Origin of the sequence: Meridianimaribacter sp. CL38 (assembly GCF_004328055.1) — a bacterium.
Taxonomy (GTDB): domain Bacteria; phylum Bacteroidota; class Bacteroidia; order Flavobacteriales; family Flavobacteriaceae; genus Gaetbulibacter_B; species Gaetbulibacter_B jejuensis.
Genome location: NZ_QKWS01000003.1, coordinates 434,465 through 456,354, shown reverse-complemented (window position 1 = coordinate 456,354; position 21,890 = coordinate 434,465). Strand labels below are relative to the sequence as shown.

19 protein-coding genes are annotated in these 21,890 nt (G+C 31.7%); 13 read left to right on the top strand and 6 right to left on the bottom strand.

Annotated features, from left to right (window positions below; genetic code table 11):
• Window positions 1–21: 21 nt before the first annotated feature.
• Window positions 22–1,098, bottom strand: coding sequence for a hypothetical protein (locus DMZ43_RS09940; protein ID WP_131507889.1), 1,077 nt, complete (start codon window positions 1,096–1,098; stop codon window positions 22–24).
• 97 nt (window positions 1,099–1,195) lie between these two features.
• Here DMZ43_RS09940 and DMZ43_RS09935 point away from each other — a divergent pair, with 97 nt between their 5' ends.
• The 3 genes from DMZ43_RS09935 to DMZ43_RS09925 are packed head-to-tail and all read left to right on the top strand — an operon-like array spanning window position 1,196 to window position 5,180.
• Complete coding sequence (locus DMZ43_RS09935; RefSeq protein ID WP_131507887.1) at window positions 1,196–1,720, top strand: RNA polymerase sigma factor; 525 nt, start codon at window positions 1,196–1,198, stop codon at window positions 1,718–1,720.
• A 45-nt stretch (window positions 1,721–1,765) separates the two neighbouring features.
• Window positions 1,766–2,683, top strand: a complete 918-nt coding sequence (locus tag DMZ43_RS09930; RefSeq protein ID WP_131507885.1) for a FecR family protein — start codon at window positions 1,766–1,768, stop codon at window positions 2,681–2,683.
• On the top strand, window positions 2,667–5,180 hold the full coding sequence (locus DMZ43_RS09925; protein WP_131507884.1) for a CS1-pili formation C-terminal domain-containing protein: 2,514 nt from the start codon (window positions 2,667–2,669) through the stop codon (window positions 5,178–5,180). The genes DMZ43_RS09930 and DMZ43_RS09925 overlap by 17 nt, the downstream gene beginning before the upstream one ends.
• Here the strand turns inward: DMZ43_RS09925 and DMZ43_RS09920 are convergent, their stop codons facing one another.
• Complete coding sequence (locus DMZ43_RS09920; protein WP_131507882.1) at window positions 5,181–5,333, bottom strand: SsrA-binding protein; 153 nt, start codon at window positions 5,331–5,333, stop codon at window positions 5,181–5,183.
• Between the two features lie 550 nt (window positions 5,334–5,883).
• Here DMZ43_RS09920 and DMZ43_RS09915 point away from each other — a divergent pair.
• On the top strand, window positions 5,884–7,839 hold the full coding sequence (locus DMZ43_RS09915) for an endonuclease (protein ID WP_131507880.1): 1,956 nt from the start codon (window positions 5,884–5,886) through the stop codon (window positions 7,837–7,839).
• Between the two features lie 49 nt (window positions 7,840–7,888).
• Here DMZ43_RS09915 and DMZ43_RS09910 read toward each other — a convergent pair whose 3' ends face one another.
• Together DMZ43_RS09910 and DMZ43_RS09905 are read right to left on the bottom strand one after the other, a co-directional pair.
• The gene (locus DMZ43_RS09910; protein WP_131507878.1) at window positions 7,889–9,745 is read right to left on the bottom strand and encodes a M56 family metallopeptidase; all 1,857 of its coding nucleotides are present in this window, start codon (window positions 9,743–9,745) and stop codon (window positions 7,889–7,891) included.
• Between the two features lie 2 nt (window positions 9,746–9,747).
• Entirely contained in the window at window positions 9,748–10,107 is a 360-nt protein-coding gene (locus DMZ43_RS09905; protein WP_129761568.1) for a BlaI/MecI/CopY family transcriptional regulator, read from the bottom strand.
• 140 nt (window positions 10,108–10,247) lie between these two features.
• On the opposite strand from DMZ43_RS09905, the gene DMZ43_RS09900 reads away from it, so the two are divergent.
• Window positions 10,248–11,198 (top strand): calcium/sodium antiporter, encoded by a 951-nt coding sequence (locus DMZ43_RS09900; RefSeq protein WP_131507876.1) that lies wholly within the window; start codon window positions 10,248–10,250, stop codon window positions 11,196–11,198.
• A 70-nt stretch (window positions 11,199–11,268) separates the two neighbouring features.
• Here DMZ43_RS09900 and DMZ43_RS09895 read toward each other — a convergent pair whose 3' ends face one another.
• Window positions 11,269–12,285, bottom strand: coding sequence for a glutamine synthetase beta-grasp domain-containing protein (locus DMZ43_RS09895; RefSeq protein WP_131507874.1), 1,017 nt, complete (start codon window positions 12,283–12,285; stop codon window positions 11,269–11,271).
• A 250-nt stretch (window positions 12,286–12,535) separates the two neighbouring features.
• On the opposite strand from DMZ43_RS09895, the gene DMZ43_RS09890 reads away from it, so the two are divergent.
• The 5 genes from DMZ43_RS09890 to DMZ43_RS09875 all read left to right on the top strand — a co-directional run bounded on the left by DMZ43_RS09890 (window position 12,536) and on the right by DMZ43_RS09875 (window position 18,172).
• On the top strand, window positions 12,536–14,722 hold the full coding sequence (locus tag DMZ43_RS09890) for a glutamine synthetase III (protein ID WP_131507872.1): 2,187 nt from the start codon (window positions 12,536–12,538) through the stop codon (window positions 14,720–14,722).
• A 180-nt stretch (window positions 14,723–14,902) separates the two neighbouring features.
• The gene (locus DMZ43_RS14860; protein WP_161566749.1) at window positions 14,903–15,046 is read left to right on the top strand and encodes a hypothetical protein; all 144 of its coding nucleotides are present in this window, start codon (window positions 14,903–14,905) and stop codon (window positions 15,044–15,046) included.
• A 283-nt stretch (window positions 15,047–15,329) separates the two neighbouring features.
• Window positions 15,330–15,968, top strand: coding sequence for a Curli production assembly/transport component CsgG (locus DMZ43_RS09885; protein WP_238155807.1), 639 nt, complete (start codon window positions 15,330–15,332; stop codon window positions 15,966–15,968).
• A gap of 36 nt (window positions 15,969–16,004) precedes the next feature.
• Entirely contained in the window at window positions 16,005–17,183 is a 1,179-nt protein-coding gene (locus DMZ43_RS09880) for an AIR synthase related protein (RefSeq protein WP_131507870.1), read from the top strand.
• A gap of 32 nt (window positions 17,184–17,215) precedes the next feature.
• Window positions 17,216–18,172: a DUF3078 domain-containing protein gene (locus tag DMZ43_RS09875; RefSeq protein ID WP_129761573.1), complete on the top strand. Its 957-nt coding sequence runs from the start codon at window positions 17,216–17,218 to the stop codon at window positions 18,170–18,172.
• On the opposite strand, the gene DMZ43_RS09870 is transcribed toward DMZ43_RS09875, so the two are convergent.
• The gene (locus DMZ43_RS09870; protein WP_131507868.1) at window positions 18,169–18,831 is read right to left on the bottom strand and encodes an ABC transporter ATP-binding protein; all 663 of its coding nucleotides are present in this window, start codon (window positions 18,829–18,831) and stop codon (window positions 18,169–18,171) included. The two genes, DMZ43_RS09875 and DMZ43_RS09870, sit on opposite strands and share 4 nt — an antisense overlap.
• A gap of 498 nt (window positions 18,832–19,329) precedes the next feature.
• On the opposite strand from DMZ43_RS09870, the gene DMZ43_RS09860 reads away from it, so the two are divergent.
• From DMZ43_RS09860 to lepB, 3 genes are all read left to right on the top strand, one after another.
• Window positions 19,330–20,028, top strand: coding sequence for a hypothetical protein (locus tag DMZ43_RS09860; protein ID WP_131507864.1), 699 nt, complete (start codon window positions 19,330–19,332; stop codon window positions 20,026–20,028).
• 77 nt (window positions 20,029–20,105) lie between these two features.
• Window positions 20,106–21,182, top strand: coding sequence for a peptide chain release factor 1 (gene prfA, locus DMZ43_RS09855; RefSeq protein ID WP_131507862.1), 1,077 nt, complete (start codon window positions 20,106–20,108; stop codon window positions 21,180–21,182).
• Window positions 21,183–21,212: 30 nt separating this feature from the next.
• A complete protein-coding gene (lepB, locus tag DMZ43_RS09850) occupies window positions 21,213–21,884 on the top strand; it encodes a signal peptidase I (protein WP_131507860.1) in 672 nt (223 codons plus the stop codon).
• Window positions 21,885–21,890: the final 6 nt, after the last annotated feature.

Genomic DNA, 21,890 nt, shown 5'->3' with positions numbered 1-21,890 from the left:
ACACAATTACTAAGTGTATTTTTAATTACAAGTACTCTCGTACCTCAATCTATCTTCGCCACCAACTCTAAGATCTACTTTGGTTTCCCCAGAATATTGTTGAATTTCATGTAAAACCCAATCGTTATTACAATATGGTAAACCTGTAATGTTTATTGTTACTGTTATATCGTTTTCACTACCGTTAGTTGACCATGTTCCGTTGTATGTAGTTCCTAAATAATAAGCATAAACAGTGCCTTCTTCATAAAACTGAAATGTATAACCATCATATAAATCGTCATAATCATTATCATTTCGTTCTAGTTTATCAACAATCCAACTATTGCAACTTGTAAGTATATTCACTAATTCAACAGGAGAACAATTGTCGCAATCGTCATCATTGTAATCATTGTCATCATCTTCATCGCAACTTTCAGCATAAGCGTTTATTGTTGTTTCAAGTTCAGTAAAATTGCTAATCGTAATCTCTGTGTTGTCCTGTAAAACAACAGTGATAGGAAACCCAATAGTAATTAAATCATCTTCATCTATTTCATCAATAAAATCAAACAACATGAAGTCATTCGTGAAAGTAACAGTGTTTATAATTTCATTGTTTGTATTAAAAAAAGAAGCTGTAATAGGGTATTGAAAATCTAAACATTCAATGTCATCGTCATATTGGTTTTCACCATTACAGTCATTTGCAAAGTTTTGTAGTTCACTTATGTTGTTTATTGTAGTTTGACTAAAGTCAGAAAAAATGATTGTAATAGGAAAAATGATTTCAAGAGTGTCATTATCATCGTCGCTATCATCAAAAATGATTTCTATAGCTTCATAATCATCAGTAGTGTTAATTACAAGTTCTTGTCCATTGGCAATAACCGTTACAGGAAGTTCAACATTAAAACAATTGGCGTTATCAATAATATTATCATTAGAGCCATCATTCATAGCAGTGCGTTGCATTAAATTGGCAACGACTGATCCGGCTACTAGAGTTTCTTCTTCTGGAGCTTGCTCAAATACTACTTCTTCTTTTCGGCATGATGTAGCTAAAATAGCTAAAGCTAGTAGTGGTAGAAAAAAGGTTTTTAATTGTAATTTCATTTTATAAGCAATGTTTATTATTAAACAACTCAGTTTTAAAAACTCCTGAACACTTTAAAAAATATTTATATACATTTAGGCAATTAAAGTGCTCAAATTGTCAAAAGATTTAAAAGAAAATATCTGCGAAGAAACTGTTTTTGAACGTGTTTATAATAAGTATTCAAAAGACTTAAACGACTTTTTATATTATAAATATGGAGCTCAGTACAACCCTAGTGATAAAGCACAAGATGCTTTTATGAAATTATGGGATAATTGTAAAAAAGTAACATTAAGTAAAGCAAAATCTTTTTTATTCACTGTTGCCAATAACATGATGTTGAATGAAATAAAGCATCAAAAAGTGGTGATGAAATTTGAAAAAGAAACACCTAAGAAATATACAAACGAAACCCCCGAATTTTTACTTGAGAAGGAACAGTATTTTGAGCGTTACCAAGCTGTACTGGAGAGTTTAACCGAAGAGCAACGAGTCGCTTTTTTGCTAAGTAAAGTTGAAGGTAAAAAACATGCTGAAATAGCTGAAATGTTAGACGTTACCAAAAAAGTTGTTGAGTATAGAATTTATTCAGCATTTGACAAATTGAAAGAAGGATTGGACGATTTTAAAATTAAATAATCAGGATTAATTAAGGTTAAGTTGTTATATATAAAATGATGGTTAATGGATAAAGACTACCTATTGCATAAATGGTTAAGAAATGAACTGACAGATGAAGAGCATGAAGCTTTTTCAAAATTAGAAGATGCTGATTTTTATAACGAGATAATAACTTCTGCAAAAGCTTTTAAAGCATCAAATTTTTCAAAAGTAGATTCTTTTGAAATGTTTAAAGCCAAAGCCTTAGAAGTTCAAAATAAAAAACCTGTTTACAAGCTTAATACTAGAAAATACTTAATGCGAATAGCTAGTGTATTAGTCATTGCTTTCGGTATTTATTTTCTATTTGTTTTTAATCCAAATACTCAAATAGAAACATTAGCTAGTGAAAAGACTACCATTGAATTGCCTGATGCTTCTTTGGTTAGTTTAAATGCGTATTCGACTATCTCATTCAATAAAAAAGATTGGAAGGAAAATAGGTTGGTTGAATTGGATGGTGAAGCTTATTTTAAAGTTTCAAAAGGAGGTCAGTTTGATGTAAAAACTCAAGAAGGACTAGTAACTGTTGTTGGAACAGAGTTTAATGTTAAACAACGTAGTAACTACTTTGAAGTGGTTTGTTTTGAAGGTAAAGTTAAGGTTGTTTCAGATACCATATCAAGACTTTTACAAGCAGGAGATAGTTATAGAATCCTTAATAATATGTTTACTGAAACGACTACTGCTTCAATAAAACCAAAATGGACAGAAAATATTAGTGAGTTTGTTTCAGTGCCTTTTAAAGAAGTTTTGGCAGAGTTAGAGAGACAGTATAATATTGAGGTTACGTTTAAAGATGTAAATGTTAATCGTATATTTACAGGAGGCTTTATGCATAATGATTTAGAAAGTGCATTATTATCCATTACTCAACCAATGGATATGACCTTTGAACTGAGTTCTGATAACCTTGTTGTAATTCATGCAAAGAAGAATTAAAAAAGGGTTTTTACTATTTTGGTTTCTATTTTTTACTGTTCTTACCATAAATGCTCAAGATAGTAAAGAACAACAATCCCTTGCTCAAATAATTCAAAATTTACAACAGAGCTATAACGTACAATTCAATTATGCCCAAGATTTAGTGGACAATATTTTTATTGCTCCACCACCTCAAAATGTATCTTTACAAGAAGCATTACAATACCTTGAGAATAATACACAATTAGTCTTTTCAATTACTAATAATCAGTTTGTTTTAGTAACGGCAAAACAATCTATTATCATTTGTGGATATTTAAAAAACAAAGAAGGGCAGCCTTTAGGTAATGCAACAATACAGAGCGAATCTGTTTTAACTGTTAGTGATAATAATGGTTTTTTTGAGTTGGAGCTACCTTTAAAAGCAAAAACTATAACCGTTAGGTATCTGGGTTATAAAACACTACAAAAGCCAATTAAAGAGTTTCTTTCCAATACTTGTGAAACTGTTGAGTTAATCCCAAATTTTGAATCACTTTCAGAAGTAATTATTTCAAACTTTATTACTCATGGTATTAAAAAACTTAACAACGGAACATATCAAATAAACTTTAACGAGTTTGATATTTTACCAGGTGTTATAGATACTGATGTTTTGCAGTCAGTACAAGCGTTTCCTGGTATTCAGAGTATTAATGAAACAGTATCAAATATAAGTATTAGAGGTGGAGCACATGACCAAAATTTGTTGCTTTGGGATAATATAAAAATGTACCAATCTGGTCACTTTTTCGGGCTTATTTCTATGTATAACCCCCAAATTACACAAAGCGTTAGTTTGGTTAAAAATGGAACTGATGTAGCTTTAACCGATGGAGTTTCGGGTACTATTGATATGAAAACCGAAAAAGAACTGAATACAAAGTTTAAAGGAAGCTTAGGAGCTAATCTTACTGATGTTAATGGATTTGCCGATGTACCAATAGGAAAAAAATCGTCTTTTCAATTTGCTGCTAGAAAATCAATTAGTGATTTTGTGAAAACACCAACTTACAATGAGTTTTTTGATCGTATTTCTCAAAATACTGAGGTGGAAACAAATATGGGAGATATTATTAATTCTGATAAAGAATTTGACTTTTATGACGCATCGCTTCGATGGATTTATAAAATAAGTGAAAAAGATGAACTAAGGCTCAATTTTATAACAGTATCAAACAGGTTGCTATTTAATGAAAATGCTATGGTAAATGGTGTTGAAGACTCAAGGGAAAGTAGCTTAACCCAAAACAGTATTGCTGGTGCAATACGATATGATAGAGAGTGGAATACTAAGCTTAAAACCGCTCTTGAGATTTATGAAACAGATTACAAATTAAAAGCCGTAAATGTAAATATACTAGATTCGCAAAGATATTTACAAGAGAACGTGGTGTCTGAAACGAGCTTAAAGTTAATCTCAAATTACAAGCTAAACCCAAAAATGCAGTTATTGAGCGGATACCATTTTGTAGAAACTGAAGTAACTAATCTAGATGATGTTGATAATCCGCTATACAAACTATTGGTCTCAGAGGTTGTTAGAACTCACGGTGTGTTTTCGCAATTTGGTTATACTTCAACTAATAGAAATACGAATATAAATGCAGGAGTAAGGTTTAATTATATTGACAAGTTTAAAAAAACAATTTGGGAACCAAGACTCAGTTTTAGTCAGCGTTTTCTTGAGGATTTTACGTTTGAAATTCTTGGAGAGTTTAAACACCAAAACACGTCTCAGGTAATAAATGTTCAGAACGATTTTTTTGGAATTGAAAAACGTAGATGGCAACTTTCTAACGATGACAATATTCCTGTAATTACAAGTAAACAAGTTTCTACAGGAGTTAGTTTTTCAAAAAAAGGATGGTTATTAAGTTTAGAAGGATATTATAAGAATGTTGATGGAATAACTTCACGCAGTCAAGGGTTTCAAAATCAATATGAACTTTCTAGGACTTCAGGAAGCTATGAGGTAAAAGGTCTTGATGTTTTACTTAGAAAAGGATTTGATAAAGTAAGTGCTTGGTTGAGTTACTCCTTTATGGATAACAATTATGAATTCAAATCTTTACAAGAAACAGTTTTTCCTAGTAATTATAATATTAGGCATGCAATTACTTTTGGCACAACGTACTCTTCAAATAGATTTAAGGTTTCAGCAGGCTTAAATTGGCATTCAGGTAAACCAACAACAAATCCTATGGTATTAAATCCAATAAGTGATGGTGAAATTAATTACGAAGCATCAAACAACAGTAACCTACAAGACTATTTAAGAGTAGATGTTTCTGCTATATATAATTTGAAGATTTCTGAAAAAGTAAATTCTCATTTAGGACTTTCAGTATGGAATGTTCTCAACAAAGAAAACCAAATCAATAAGTTTTACAGTTTGGAAAATAATTCGGTAACACAATCTATTCAACACTCGTTGGGTATAACTCCCAATGCAGTTTTTAGAGTGTATTTTTAATTAATCCAAAGCATTTTTTGTAACATAAGCTCTCCAAGCAATAATTGCTAATTGGAGTTTACTTGCTTTGGTAATGTCGAGTTTTCGCTTAGTGAAGCTTGGTAGTAAAGCTTTGTTAACTGTTGCCAAGGTTTTGAAGACTTGCTTTTTCATTTAGCAAAAATAGTAAAACTTATTCTAGAACTAAGTTTTATATTTTTGTTAGGGTTGTACTTAACTGAAAATAATATCAATTAAAATTTTAGCAATTGTCATCATAATTTCTTGGTTTTTGGTTGTTAAAAATTCTTTGTTTTTTCGATTGAGTTTTCAATATATATTTTTAGAAATCTATCCTCCAAGTGTTTTAATGAAAATCGATGAAATTAACTTCTAATTGATAAGTAAAAAAATCATATGTGTTTCAATTTATATGTGACTTGTCTTAAATGAAGTTTTATATTGTAATTTTTAAATAGTTTTTTGTTTTAAATTGTAATAATTGTAGGGCTTTTTTGAAGGTGAAAAATAAAACCAAGGGGATTTTGGTTATAAAAAGGCTGTTTTTTTAGCTTTTCATCTTTTTGAGTTAGTTAAAATATAAATACGAACCAATAAAGATAGATGTAGTTTTTAGCTCATTTTATGTTAAAATTAATGATTTGGTAAACCCCAAAATGTATTCTAGTTAAATTGATGCGTACATTTGCAAAAACTCCCTAATATGAAAAAAAAATTACTAGCAGTCATTTTACTTTTTTTTGCATGTACAACATTATTTAGTCAAGTTGTGATTAATGAGTTGGACTGTGATACACCAGGAATAGATGACCAAGAGTTTGTTGAGTTAAAGTCTGATACACCAAACTTTTCTTTAGACGGTTATGTTTTGGTGTTTTTTAATGGTTCTTCTTCTGGAGGAGATTCTAGTTATATGACTATTGATTTAGATGGTGCAGTTACTGATGTTAATGGTTTATTGTTAATAGGTAGTAGTACTGTAACTCCTTTTCCTCAGTTCTTAATTTCACCTAATGTTATTCAAAATGGAGCTGATGCAGTTGCGATTTATTTAGGAGACGATACCGATTTTCCTGAAGGTACTCTAGCAACTCAAACTAATTTAATTGATGCGTTGGCTTATGATACTAATGATAGTGACGATACTAATTTAATGGCGCTTTTAGGTTTAACAGAACAGATTAGTGAAGGCGCATCAAACAATACAAATTCTATTCAAAGAAATGACGATGGCTCGTATACAGCAACAACACCAACTCCAAGAGCTTTAAATGAAGGTGGAGGAGTTGTGTTTAATGCGATTAGTATTTCAACTGCGCTAACGCAGTATGGTGAAGGTGACACGTTTGATATTACTTTTACAGCGCAAGAAAACGTTACTGCAGATTTTCAGTTTGACTTTACTTTAAACAATGGAACTTTTGATACTTCAGATTTTACAGGAACCACAACTGTTACTATTCCAAACGGACAAAACGCTGTAACCACTTCGATAACTATTATTGACGATGCTATTGATGAAGGTGATGAAGAACTCTTAATTCGATTTTCAGGTCTAGAGCCTCCTTATATTCCATTTAATAATTTTATAAAAATTAGAGTTATTGATAATGATTTTACTGTTGCTCCTTTTGGGACTCCAATAAACCCAACCTATGGTGTTGTAGAAAGTACACAGCCTAGTGGATATTACAATAGTTTAGATGAGTTGTCTGATACAGCGTTAAGACAAGCGTTACAAGATATTATTGCTGAAGAAGGTGTGGTTAGAGCTCAAACGTATACTGATGTAATTGATATTTTAAAAGAAGCCGACCAAAACCCTGAAAACAGTAACCAGGTTTGGTTAGTGTATTTGGAACAAGGAAGAGCGAAATTAGATTTTCAAACCACTTCTAATAATGTAGGAACTTGGAATAGAGAGCATACTTTTCCTAGGTCTAGAGGAGGGTTTGATAGTATTGAAGAAGATGAAATTAGTGACGGAATTGATATATTTTGGAATACCACTGCAGACTCTCTTCGTCATGGAAACTCTGATGCTCATGCACTACGAGCGGTTGATGGTCCAGAAAATAGTAGTAGAGGAAACCAATTTTATGGAGAGTATAATGGACCTTCAGGAACTTTAGGAGGTTTTAAAGGAGATGTTGCAAGAAGCGTATTTTACATGGCTGTTAGATATAATGGTTTAGAAATTGTAAATGGTTTTCCAGAAGGGTTGACAGGACAATTTGGGGACTTAGCTACGCTTTTAGATTGGCATAGAAATGATCCGCCTGACGATTTTGAAATGAACAGAAACAATGTGGTGTATCAATGGCAATTTAATAGAAATCCATTTATAGATCAACCAGATTTAGTGGAATACATTTGGGGAAATATGGTAGGGCAAGTTTGGAATCAAGAACTTGGAATTGACGATGTAGATGTTGCTCAAATAAAGGTGTATCCTAATCCAACAAGCAGAGGTGTTCATATTTCAGGAATTAATAATCCTGCAAGTGTTGAGGTGTTTGCTGTTGATGGTCGTAAGGTTTATACTGAAAATATTTCAGGAGGGAATTCATATTTGAATATTAACGTTTCTCCTGGTATGTATTTGCTTAACATAGTCTCAGAGGAACTAACAATTGTCAAGAAAATTATAGTGGAATAACAAAAAAGCCCAAACTTAAGTTTGGGCTTTTTTGTTTGTATAAGGGTGTCTAGTTTTTCTTTGTAATGATAATGACAACACCATCTTTGGCTTTGTCTCCATATTTTTCTACTGCTTTTTCGCCTTTAAGAACTTCAACCTCTTTTATTGTTTTTGGATCAATGTCTTTCAATTCCTTTCTTGAAACTTCCTTTCCGTCTAAAATAAATAAAGGATTGCCATTGCTATAAGCAAAAGTATTGTTTCCGTTTTCAGAAGCTATAATTTCAACATCTTTACCATCTTCATCAGTTAATACAATAGTTTTTACACCTTTTGTTACCCAAACATTGTCCTTATCTTTTTTAACAACAAAAACATTTTCTTCGTTATCTGTGTCTTCGTTTAATTCTATAACTTGAACATTGTCATCATCGGTTTTAATTTCAATAACAGTATTACTTTTTCCGTTGGTGGTTGTTTTAACGTTTTGTTTTACAATAACTTTTTTGTCAACATGTACGTTATCATCATCTTTTGAAATGAAAACTACATTGTTACCATTGTTTTGGCTGAATTTTACTTTACCATCATCAGATACAAAATGGATGTTTTTTAAGCTGCTTTCTACATGACCAATTGCAACACTTTTACCGTCTTCGTCAAGTGCAATTTTAATATCTGCTATTGGTTCGTCTCCTTTTACATGATAATTAGCATTTGAATTTTTGTATTCAATATCAATTTTAATGGCAGTTATTTCATTGCTTTTGTTGCGTTTTATGCCTTTAAATTTTACCGAAGCACCATTGCTTTCCAGCTTAGATTTTAAATTGTCAAAATCAACATCAGTGAAATCTTTAGTAATTAAAAACATTTCAGTATCTGCTAAGATAGATGTTGTACTTTTAGTGGTTTTTGATTTTACAGCAGCTACTTTCTTGGTTGATGTCTCTTTAGCAGTCGCAGTTATTGCTTTTGTTTGTTTTTGTGTTGTAGCAACTTTAGGTTGTTCAGTAGCGTCTAAACCTTCAACTGTAGCGTAATCAATTATTGGTGTTTCAATAGGAATTACTTTTTCGATATAAACAGTTTTAGTGTTGAAGCTCATTAAAAATAAAGCTAAAGCAGGAAGTATTAATATATATTTCCAAGCTCTTAATTTGTTCGATTTTGATTTGTGTAACATAACTATTCGTTTTTTGATTAATGAAGTATAAAAATTGTTGGCTAATGCCAATTGATTGCTGTTTGTGCTTGCTTTTACCAATAGCATTTGATAGCTTTTTTCACATGATGAAACATGCTGAGCTTCTTGGTCTGCAATAAACTCTAGGTTTTGCTGTAGCGCTTTTTTGTACAACCATATAAAAGGATTGAACCAAAAAAGTATAGTAGCAAGATGGGTAATTATTATGTCAATTGAATGAAATTGTTTTGAATGCACTTTTTCATGATTAATAATATGATTAAGCTCTTCAGGGTTAAAATGAGAAGGGTTGTAAACGATATAGTTGAAAAATGAAAAAGGAGCGATGCTTTTACTTGTTTTTATGTAATAATGATTTTCAATTTTTTCAAGGCTGTTCTTTTTTAATAAAGAGAATAAAGAGAATAATTCTATTCCAAACTTTAGTAACAATACTACAACTCCAATGCTGTAAGCTAATGGGAGTAGTTGCATGTAGTTAAAAGGTTGTTCGGTTTGTTGCGTTTCAACAATTTTTCCAACAGCAATAAAATTTTGAGCTACAGGAGTGTATTCAACATAAACAGGAATAACAATAAATGGAATAGCGATTGCTGTAAATAACCCTGTAATTAAAAACCAACGGTTAGATGTAAAGAAGGTTTCGCGTTGTAAGAATAGCTTATAACACAAATAAAAAAGTATAATAATGGCTGATGATTTTAAAAGATATTCCATAACTAGCTCTTGTTTTCAATTAAAGCAATAATCTCTTTAAGCTCATCAACGCTTATCTTTTCTTCTTTAGCAAAAAACGATACAACATTTTTGTATGAGTTGTTGAAATAGTTTTCAATTGCTGTGTTCATAAAACGTTTCTTGTAGGCTTCCTTAGAAATAATAGGGTAGTATTGATGCGTTTTACCATAAGCATTATAACTTACATAACCTTTTTCTTCAAGGTTTCTAATTATGGTTGATAGTGTGTTGTAGTGAGGTTTGTCGTCTTTTATTTCAGCAAGTACATCTTTAACGAAAGCTTTTTCAAGTTTCCAGAGTACATGCATAATCTCTTCTTCCTTATTGGTCAATTTTTGCATAATGGACTTTAATTTGATTGAATACTCAAACTTATAACTATTTTTCTAGTTATACAACTACAAATATAGTTTTTTAACGAAATTTTTAGTTTTTAGCACAGATTGAAACTAAATAGTATCTTCGCCAAAAAATAGTTTTTATGAGTGTAATTTGGGTTATTTTAGGGTTGTTGCTTTTAGTGGTAGGAGGTGAGTTTTTAGTACGCTCATCGGTTGCACTTTCATTTAAATTAAAATTATCCAAGCTTGTAATAGGTATGACGGTAGTGTCTTTTGCAACTTCAGCTCCAGAGCTATTAGTGAGTTTACAAGCTGCTTTAGATGGTTCTTCAGATATTTCTTTAGGAAATGTTATTGGTTCAAATATTGCCAATATTGGTTTGGTTTTGGGTATAACCGCAATTATTTCTCCGTTATTAGTAGATAAAGACTTTTACAGATTGAATTGGCCAATGATGATGCTAATGTCTGTGTTGCTTTATGTTTTTCTGAAAAATGATGATTACTTAAGCTTGATGGAAGGTGTGCTTTTTATTGTTATGCTTACAATATTCCTTGTTGTGCTTATTAAAGATTCTAGAAGAAAAACTAAAGTTAATTTAGATGAGGTCGACGATTCGCTTAAAGAAACATCGAATTTTAAAATTATACTTTGGTTATTAATAGGAGCTGCTGCATTGTATTTTGGTAGTGAGTGGTTGGTAAAAGGCGCAAAAGATTTAGCTTCAGCGGTTGGAGTAAGCGAGTATGCTATTTCGGTTACTGTTATTGCAATTGGTACAAGTGTTCCTGAGCTAGCAGCATCAGTTATCGCAGCACTTAAAAAGGAAAAAGCAATTTCTTTAGGAAACCTAATAGGTTCAAATATTTTCAACATTGCATCGGTTTTAGGGCTTACAGCTATTATAAAGCCAATAGCAGTAAATCCAAATACTCCAGAAATTTTATCGACCAATATCTTTTGGATGATAGGTTTTGCTGCTGTATTAATTCCATTAGTGTTTTTGCCTAAACGTTACGAACTAGGACGTTTAAAAGGTTTTTTGTTGTTTGGTGCGTATTTGATATTTATCTATTACGCAGTGGTATAAAAAACAAAAGCTTACAAATTAATGTAAGCTTTTGTGATTGTTTTTATGAACAAAACAAGATAATGTCTAATTAAACATTTGCTGACTTAACTGTTTTTACAATTCTACCAGCAATTTTGTATGGATCAGCATTAGAAGCAGGACGTCTATCTTCTAACCAACCTTTCCAACCTTTTTCAACAGTGATAATAGGTATTCTAATTGAAGCTCCTCTATCTGAAACTCCATAACTAAAATCAGTTATAGCTGCAGTTTCGTGCTTTCCTGTTAAACGTTGGTCGTTAAATTCACCATAAACTTCAATGTGTTCTTTAACAACAGGTCTGAAAGCTTCACATATTTTTTCATAAGTTTCCTTGCTACCACAAGTTCTTAAAGTGGTATTAGAGAAATTGGCATGCATACCAGATCCATTCCAATCCATATCTTTTCCTAATGGTTTTGGGTGGTATTCTATATAGTAACCATATTTTTCAGTTAATCTATCTAAAAGATAACGTGCAACCCATAATTCATCACCAGCTAATTTAGCACCTTTGGCAAATAACTGGAATTCCCATTGACCACAAGCAACTTCTTGGTTGATACCTTCAAAGTTTAAACCAGCAGCAATACATAAATCAGCGTGCTCTTCAACAAGCTGTCTACCATGAGTGTTTTTTCCACCAACTGAACAATAATACAATCCTTGAGGCGCAGGGTAACCTCCTACAGGGAAACCTAAAGGTAATTGTGTTTTAGTGTCCATAATGAAATATTCTTGCTCAAATCCAAACCAAAAGTCATTATCATCGTCATCAATTGTAGCTCTTCCGTTAGATTCGTGAGGAGTACCATCTGCATTTAAAACTTCAGTCATTACTAAGTATCCATTTTTTCTTTCAGGATCAGGAAAAATTGCAACAGGCTTTAATAAGCAGTCAGAAGATCCACCTTCTGCTTGTCGTGTTGAACTTCCGTCAAAAGACCAAATAGGACAGTCTTCTAGTTTACCGCTAAAGTCTTCTTCAATCTTTGTTTTACTTCTCATGTTTTGAGTAGGATAGTAACCATCCAGCCATATGTACTCAAGTTTAGATTTTGCCATTGTGTAAATAGTTTTTGTAATTAAGCTACAAATATAATTTTTTTGTTTTTAAGTGTCATTTTTGAGGGGTTAATTTATTAACAAGTGATATTTTTTTATTTACACCCTTAAATTTAAGGGGTGATTTTAATAAATAATCATTTTAAAGCGTCTTAATTGTTAAATTGTTAATAATCTAATGTTAATTCGCTTTTTTAAAATTCATCATAACTATAAGTTTGTACTTTATTAACAAACAAAAACATACGTTATGTCCACATTAAGATTTCATGCGATAAAAGAATCATTAACAAGAAAACCTTTAGAGATTAAAGAAACAGAAAGACGTTCTGAAATCTTTGGAGCTAATGTGTTTAATGAGGTTTCAATGCGACAATACCTTACAAAAGAAGCTTACATGAGCGTTATGGATGCTATAAATAAAGGGACAAAAATAGATAGGGTTGTTGCTGACCATATTTCAACAGGAATGAAAGAGTGGGCAATTTCTAAAGGAGCAACGCATTATACACATTGGTTTCAGCCTTTAACAGGAACTACAGCCGAGAAACACGATGCCTTTTTTGAGCCATTAGGAGGAGGTCAAGCTATTGAAAAATTTGGAGGAGGTCAACTTGTACAGCAAGAACCAGATGCATCTAGTTTCCCTAATGGAGGAATAAGAAATACTTTTGAAGCAAGAGGTTACACCGCTTGGGATCCAACTTCGCCAGCATTTATTTATGGTACTACATTATGTATTCCAACAGTTTTTGTAGCATATACAGGTGAAGCTCTAGATTATAAAACACCATTGCTTAGAGCGCTTCAAGCAGTTGATAATGCAGCTGTAGATGTGTGTAAGTATTTTGATAAAAATGTGAAAAAAGTAAATGCGTCTTTAGGTTGGGAGCAGGAATACTTTTTAATAGATAGTGGTTTGGCAGCTTCTAGACCAGATATTGTTTTAACAGGAAGAACTTTATTAGGTCACTCTTCGGCCAAAGGACAGCAATTAGACGATCATTATTTTGGTACAATACCTAATAGAGCTATGGCGTATATGCGCGATTTAGAACACGAGTGTATGTTGTTGGGAATTCCTGTAAAAACTAGACATAATGAGGTGGCACCAAATCAGTTTGAGTTGGCACCAATATATGATGAAGCTAACCTTGCAGTAGACCATAATTCATTATTAATGGATGTAATGGGTAAGATTGCCGAACGTCATAATTTTAAGGTGTTGCTGCACGAGAAACCTTTTGCAGGAGTTAATGGATCAGGTAAACATAACAACTGGAGTTTAGGAACCGATACAGGAGTTAACTTATTAAGTCCAGGAAAAACACCAATGAGTAATCTTCAGTTTTTAACCTTCTTTATCAATACTATAAAAGCGGTTAATGATAATGAGGAGTTGTTAAGAGCAGCAATAGCTTCGGCAAGTAACGATCATAGGTTAGGAGCAAACGAAGCTCCACCAGCAATTATTTCGGTATTTATTGGGGAACAATTAACTAAAGTACTTAGTGAACTAGAAAATGTAACCGATGGTAAACTGTCTCCAGAAGAAAAAACGGACCTTAAACTTAATGTGGTTGGGAAAATTCCTGAGATTTTATTGGATAATACTGATAGAAATAGAACTTCATCTTTTGCTTTTACAGGTAATAAGTTTGAGTTTAGAGCTGTAGGTTCTAAAGCGAATTGTGCAAATCCAATGACCACGCTCAATGCTATTATGGCAAAACAGTTAATAGAGTTTAAAAAAGAAGTAGATGCGCTTATAGATAAGAAAAACCTTAAAAAAGACGAGGCTGTATTTAATATTCTTAGAGAGTATATTAAAAAATCAAAAAACATATTATTTGAAGGTAATGGCTACAGTGACGAATGGGAAAAAGAAGCTAAGAAAAGAGGTTTAAGTAATAATAAAACCACTCCTGAAGCATTAAAAGCTAAAGTAACCAAAAAGGCAATCGACCTTTTTGAGGAGTTGGGTATTATGAATAAAGTAGAATCTGAAGCACGATATGAAATTGAAATGGAAGAATACATTATGCGTATTCAAATTGAAGGTCGTGTATTAGGAGATATAGCTCGAAATCATGTAGTTCCTACAGCTGTTCGTTATCAAAATATCTTGATTGATAATGTAAAAGGGTTAAAAGAAATTTATGGAACAAGCTATAAAAAGCTAGCTCAAGAACAGTTGAATTTAATCGAAGAAATTTCTGGGCACATTGCATCTATAAATTCTAATGTTACAAAAATGACAGAAGAACGTAAAACCTCAAATAAAATTGAAGATATAGAAAAGAAAGCACATGCTTACTGTAATAAAGTTAAACCATTATTTGATGATATAAGATACCATTGTGATAAGTTAGAATTACTTGTTGATGATGAGCTTTGGCCACTTACAAAATACAGAGAGCTACTTTTTACTAAGTAGTAAATACTGTATTTGTGGCTCTTTTCTGTAAAAATTGATAAGTAGGTATACGTACATGAAAATGAGTAGGATAGCATTTCAACGCTAAATTTTACTAATAATCGATTATTTGGTTAAACATAGTCAGGTCAGCTACTTAATTTAGTAAGTTTGTGACGCTATTAATCAATTATTTGTAAAATGAAGAAGTTACTATTAAGTGTGGCTGCTTTGATGTTTGCTACATTATTATTTTCTCAAGATGATTCTAATGTAGAGAATGACGAATTAACACATGACACAAGTGTTGTTAAGACAGAAATGAAAATAACGAAAGAGTCATAATATTCTTTCGTAAATACTTAACTGTTTTATTAAATGGGTTTCACACTCATTTAATAGGAAAAAGACAGGTGATTTTAAAATCATCTGTCTTTTTTTGTTTCAGAAATACCTAATAAGTTGATTCTTTGAATTTTATTTTGTTATATTGCGCTTCTTATTGCCTCATAATTAGAACTTTAAATCTCTTTTGTTATTAATTAAAGAACGTTTAATTAATACTAAATTGATGATAGCAAAATTCAAATGTATTAAGACGCTTGTCTTAATATTCCTAACTTTCTACGTGACTATATCTTTTGGTCAGGAAAACGAAAACCTTGATAACAGTAAAGCTTTTAAAAAGCTAAAATTTTATGACTATAGAAGTGATAATGTTATTGATATTGCAGGAGGAACTTCAGTAATGAATGGAGATTATTTTACCGATCCGTTATTTGAAGTGTTTTTTCATGTTGGTTATAAACGTTATATCTTTCCTCATTTAAATATCAATTTCGGGTACAACAAGTTCAATCTTGCATATAAAGATATTTTTAATGAAGGGTTTATGTCTTTCGATTTGAACTTAGAGTACACAATACTACCTTATGAAAAATTCACACCTTATGTGTTTGCAGGAGCAGGTTATAATACGGCTAATTATTTTGAACGTACAGATATGAAGGCACAAGCAGGACTTGGCGTAGAATATATAGTTATTGAGGGTTTGGGGCTAAAAATTTACGCTGACTATAATCATGTTTTTACCGATGAACTTGACGGTTTTGAGTTTGGTGATGCTGATGATGTATACTGGAGAATTGGGTTCGGAATTAACTTTTATTTAGGTGGAACTAAGAAAAGAGAAAAGATTTTAGCCAAATTACCAACAGTTATTAACACCAATTCTATAATTGAGAAACAAAATTGGGGTAAAAAATAAATTACAATCCTTATTTTTGTGGCTCAAAACAAATCCATGAGTCAAAATATAAGTAAAAGATATGCGCAAAGAGGCGTTTCAGCTTCTAAAGAAGACGTGCATAACGCTATCAAGAATATTGATAAAGGCTTGTTTCCTAAAGCATTCTGTAAAATTGTACCAGACTATTTAACAAACGATGAGGACCATTGCCTGATTATGCATGCAGATGGAGCTGGTACAAAATCGTCTTTAGCTTATATGTATTGGAAAGAAACAGGAGATGTTTCAGTATGGAAAGGTATCGCGCAAGATGCACTTATCATGAATATTGATGACTTGCTATGTGTTGGTGCTACTGATAATATTATGCTGTCTTCAACTATAGGGAGAAATAAAAATTTAATTCCAGGAGAAGTTATTTCGGCTATTATTAATGGAACTGAAGAGCTGATCTCTGAATTAAAAAACTTTGGAGTAACCATTCATTCTACAGGTGGAGAAACTGCTGATGTTGGTGATTTGGTAAGAACCATTATTGTAGATTCTACTGTTACTGCTCGAATGAAACGTGAAGATGTCATTGATAATGCTAATATTAAAGCAGGTGATGTTATTGTTGGTTTAGAGTCTTTTGGTCAAGCAACTTATGAAAAAGAGTACAATGGCGGAATGGGAAGTAATGGATTAACATCGGCTAGACATGATGTTTTTAATAGTTATTTAGCTGAAAAATATCCTGAAAGTTTTGATGCCTCTGTGCCTAAAGACTTAGTGTATTCTGGTAATGTGAAGTTAACTGATGCTGTTGAAAATTCGCCTATTGATGCAGGTAAATTAGTGCTGTCGCCAACACGTACTTACGCTCCAATTATTAAGAATATTTTGTCAAAATACAATAGTGATGCTATTCACGGAATGGTACATTGCTCTGGTGGAGCACAAACTAAAATCCTTCATTTTGTAGACAGCCTTCACATAATTAAGGATAATATGTTTGAAATTCCTCCGTTGTTTAAGTTAATTCAAGAGCAATCAAATACAGACTGGAAAGAAATGTACCAAGTGTTTAATTGTGGGCATAGAATGGAGTTATATGTGTCTCCTGAAGTTGCACAAGACATTATTACAATTTCAAAATCATTTAACGTAAACGCTCAAATTATTGGAAGAGTTGAAGCGTCTTCAACTAAAAAACTAACTATTGAGAGTGAATACGGAACCTTTAATTACTAAATTTTTCACATCCGCTTAAACCCTATGATATAATGAAAAACCTTTTTTACCTTATTTTTTTATTAGTATTTCAATTTTCATACTCACAACCAGATTCATTGTTTTTCAAGAAGAAAATTAAAGAGATTGCTCCCAAATGGGAATTGGTAAATAGGGCAGGTTTAGATTTAAGTGAAGTGGCATTTGTAAACTGGAGTGCTGGTGGTAGTAACTCAATTTCTGCGCTTGTAGGTGTAACTTCTAATTTAACTTATAGACATAAAAATTTTGTTTGGAAGAGTATTGGTTCTGTACGTTACGGAATTAATAAGCAAGAGAGTCAAAAAGTAAGAAAAACAGAAGATGTTATTGAGTTAGCGTCAAATTTAGGCTATAGAAAAGATACCCTAAATAACTGGTTTTATTCTGCAAGGTTTAACTTTAAAACGCAAATTACCAATGGTTATAACTATCCTGACAGAAATAATCCTATTTCTCAGTTTATGGCACCTGGTTATTTGTTTTTTGGTGTTGGTGCAGAGTATGGCAAGAACATGGAGAAGCTTAATTTGTATTTATCGCCATTAACCTTTAAATCAACATTTGTTCTGGATGAAGATTTAGCTAATGCTGGTTCTTTTGGTGTTACACCTGCTGAATTTGATGACGAAGGTAATGTACTTATTCCTGGTCAACGAGTACGAACCGAAATGGGAGTTTTAATAACTAACGCCTACGAAACGACGTTACTGGAAAATATATCAATAGTGAATTTAGTGAGTTTCTACACTGACTATCTCAATAGTTTTGGAAATGTAGATGTCGATTGGGAAGTTGTCTTCGATTTTAAAGTAAACAATTATGTGAGAGCAACTTTAGGGTCTCATTTAAAATACGATAATGATGTAAAAATCATTGAACCAACCGAAGTAGAAGACGAGTTTGTTGAAAAAGGAGCTAGAGTACAATGGAAACAACTTTTAGGTGTTGGCGTTGTTGTAGACTTTTAATTTAGATTTCCTGTATTAACATAGTTGTAGGTCTCAAGTTCTTTGAGATCGTTAATAGGCTTGCTGCATCTGTTTTTTATTAGATACAAGTTGTCACTTGTGTTAATTACATTTTTAAACATGTGATCTGTTATGATAATTATCTTTTCGTGCTTTTCTTCAGAAATTAAGCCTATAATTTTTTGAATGTGTAAAGGCGATAAGTGCGAAAACGGTTCGTCCAATAAAGCAATTTTGTTTTTTCCTTTTAGTGTTAGGTAAGTTTCAATTACACGACGTTCTCCACCTGAAAGTCTATTGAACCTTTTGTCTTTGTAAGATGAAAACGATTCAAATTCTGCTACGAAATCATTCCAGTCTATCTTTAAAAGTTTGAAAGCAGTTTTTAATTTGGCACGATCTGGAGTATAATTAAATTGAGGTAAAAAGCTTGCGAGTTTTGTTTTATATAAAGCAGATGTAATTGGCTTTCCGTCAATTCTTATAAGTTTATATTTTGATTGTAACGAGCCAAAAATAATGTTTAACAAGCAACTTTTTCCAGAACCATTACTACCAAGTACACCTGTGACTTTTCCAGTTTCGGCTTTTAAGTAAATACCGTTTAAAATGCATTTGTTTTTAAAATAAAGCTCAACATTATCTACCTCTAACGTCATATAAACTCTTTAATGAGTATAATATAAACAATCATTATAGATATGTCTATTATAAAAAGGGACGAGAAAAGTTTAAAAGATGAGATACCTAAGTTTTTGTAGAAAATAAGCTTTCGTCTAGCATTAGTTTCGGTAACTAAATACCACAAAAACACAGTAAGGAAGAGTTTAGTAATTACAGCAGGAACAATGTGTGGGTTAAATATAGTAATGCCAATATTAACAAGAAAAGACCAAATAAAATAAGGTCTATAAAAAGCAAGTATAGCTCCAAATTGCTGCATAATACTAAGAAAACGTATTTTTAATAAAAATATTTTGAAGCGGTAGTCGTAGCTAATAGTACATATTAAAATTTAAGGATTCATAAATCATTGTAAATTCAATTTAAAGAAATTTTTTTATTAAAAAACACTTGGATAAAAGAGTAAGTGTTGTATGTTTAAAGTTTCTTTTAAGTAAGAAAGGTTACAGTAATTTTTTCATACTATTTTTATAATGCTTAAAACAAATTTAGGAGTATTTATAACTACCATCATCTTAATTTTATTCAATTTTTTATCTATATATAAATTCGGATTAAAATATTTTGATGAAACTAATTGTATTGTTGTGTTTCTTTTATTTGTAGTGTTTTTGTATAACAAATGCTACTTAAATTTTAAACTATCTCTGGCATTTGTATTGGCATTATTAGCCAATATTTCACTTATATATTATGAAAACATTGTGTTTTCTTTTTTAGTTAACATATTTAAACTTCTCTTTTATGTTGTGTTAATGTGGCATGTAATTCCGCTTCAGAGAAATGTCAAAATAACCCGCTTAGATTGGTTGTCTTATATATTTGTGTCTTTTTTAGGATTCGGTATAATTAAATTACTTATTGATTCTATTGAACAAAATCTAGAAGCAGGTCTAAGCTTATTGTTTTATATTCATGGTTTATGTTTAATGATTGTTCTGATTATAGCTTTTAGGTATAATAGTACTGATTTTAAAGGTGCTAAGTATTTTGCGTTTCTTTTAGCTTTGTTCCTTTTTTCAGACATATTTTCATCCTTTGGGTACTATCTTGGTTATGATAATTTGTCTTACTTTGAGCGTTTTTTCTATACTATGGGACTTTGTTTTACTATAATATATTCAAAAAAATATATAGCAAAAAGCGTGAGTGAAAAGGATAGAGTTATCTAGCAATGTATATCGAGCAGATTTAAACATTTTAAATTCATAAATTATCGTATTTTTGCGGCACAATTTTAAGAAGATAAATGTTAGATAAATTACAAATAGTAAAACAGCGTTTTGATGAGGTTAGTGACCTAATCATTCAACCTGATATTATTTCAGACCAAAAACGCTATGTTGCTCTCAATAAAGAATACAAAGATCTTAAAGTGCTTGTTGATAAGCGTGATGAGTACCAAGAGCTTGTAAATAATATCGCTGAAGCTGAAGAAATCATTGCTGATGGAAGTGACCAAGAAATGGTTGAAATGGCTAAAATGCAGTATGATGAAGCTAAAGCAAGAATACCTGTTTTAGAAGACGAAATTAAATTCTTACTAATACCAAAAGATCCTGAAGATACTAAAAATGCAGTGGTTGAATTACGTGCAGGAACTGGAGGAGATGAGGCTAGTATTTTTGCAGGAGATTTATTTAGAATGTATACTAAATACTGCGAAGGAAAAGGGTGGAATGTAAGTACTGTTGATTTTAGCGAAGGAACAAATGGTGGGTTTAAGGAAATCCAGTTTGAAGTGTCTGGTGAAGATGTTTACGGAACTTTAAAATTTGAAGCAGGTGTACATCGTGTACAACGTGTACCGCAAACCGAAACACAAGGTAGAGTACACACAAGCGCTGCAACGGTTATGGTATTCCCAGAAGCCGAAGAATTTGATGTGGAAATAGACCCAAAAGATGTGCGTATTGATTATTTCTGTTCGTCAGGACCAGGAGGACAATCGGTAAACACTACCTATTCAGCTGTACGTTTAACGCATATCCCAACAGGTTTGGTGGCTCAGTGTCAAGACCAAAAGTCACAGCACAAAAACAAGGAAAAAGCCTTTAAAGTATTACGTTCGCGTTTGTATGACTTAGAGCTTGCGAAAAAGCAAGAAGAAGATGCGGCAAAACGTGGTAGTATGGTAACATCTGGAGATAGAAGTGCTAAAATTAGAACTTACAACTATCCACAAGGACGTGTTACTGACCACAGAATTGGTTTAACACTTTACGATTTACAGAACATCGTTAATGGAGATATCCAAAAAATAATAGACGAATTAATGCTGGCTGAAAACACTGAAAAGTTGAAAGCTAGTGACGAAACCATATAACAACAAGCCTCTTTTTTTGAGGCTTTTTTTATGAAGAAAAAAATAGTAATAGTTTTTATTGTCCTAGCAGTATTGAAAACTTTTCTTTGGATGTTTGATATACTTAGGTTTTATAATTATCCAACCCTTGCTAACGAACCTAATTTAAAACAAGGAGCTAAATTTGTTTGGTCAAGTTTTGTTAAACCTGAAAGATTAGATTTTATCTGTTTTGAAGTAAAAAGTGATACATCGAATTATGAGGTTGCTATGAGGCTAGTTGGTTTGCCTAATGATGTTTTAGAGATAAAAAAAGGAACTTTGTTTGTGAATAATATCAATATTGATAAGGGTCTTGATTTAAGGAGATTGTATAAGTTTGAAAGAAATTATTTTGATTCTCAAATTTCTCCGCATATTGAAAGTAATCAGTTTTATTATTCAATTTATTCGGATTCAATTTCTGTTTTTATTGATGACAATAAAGTAGAAGAACTAAATTTGAAGCTTAATCCAGAAGTCATGAGTGTTGATGCTATTGATGAGTTAGTGAGTTTGGAGTATGGCAAGAAATGGAATTCTGATAATTTTGGGCCAATACATATACCTGAGAACAAATATTTTGCAATAGGAGATAATCGTTCAAATTCGTATGATTCTAGATATCTTGGATTAATTTCTGAAGAGAATATTTTAGGAACAATAATTTATATTTACCAGTAATAGCAT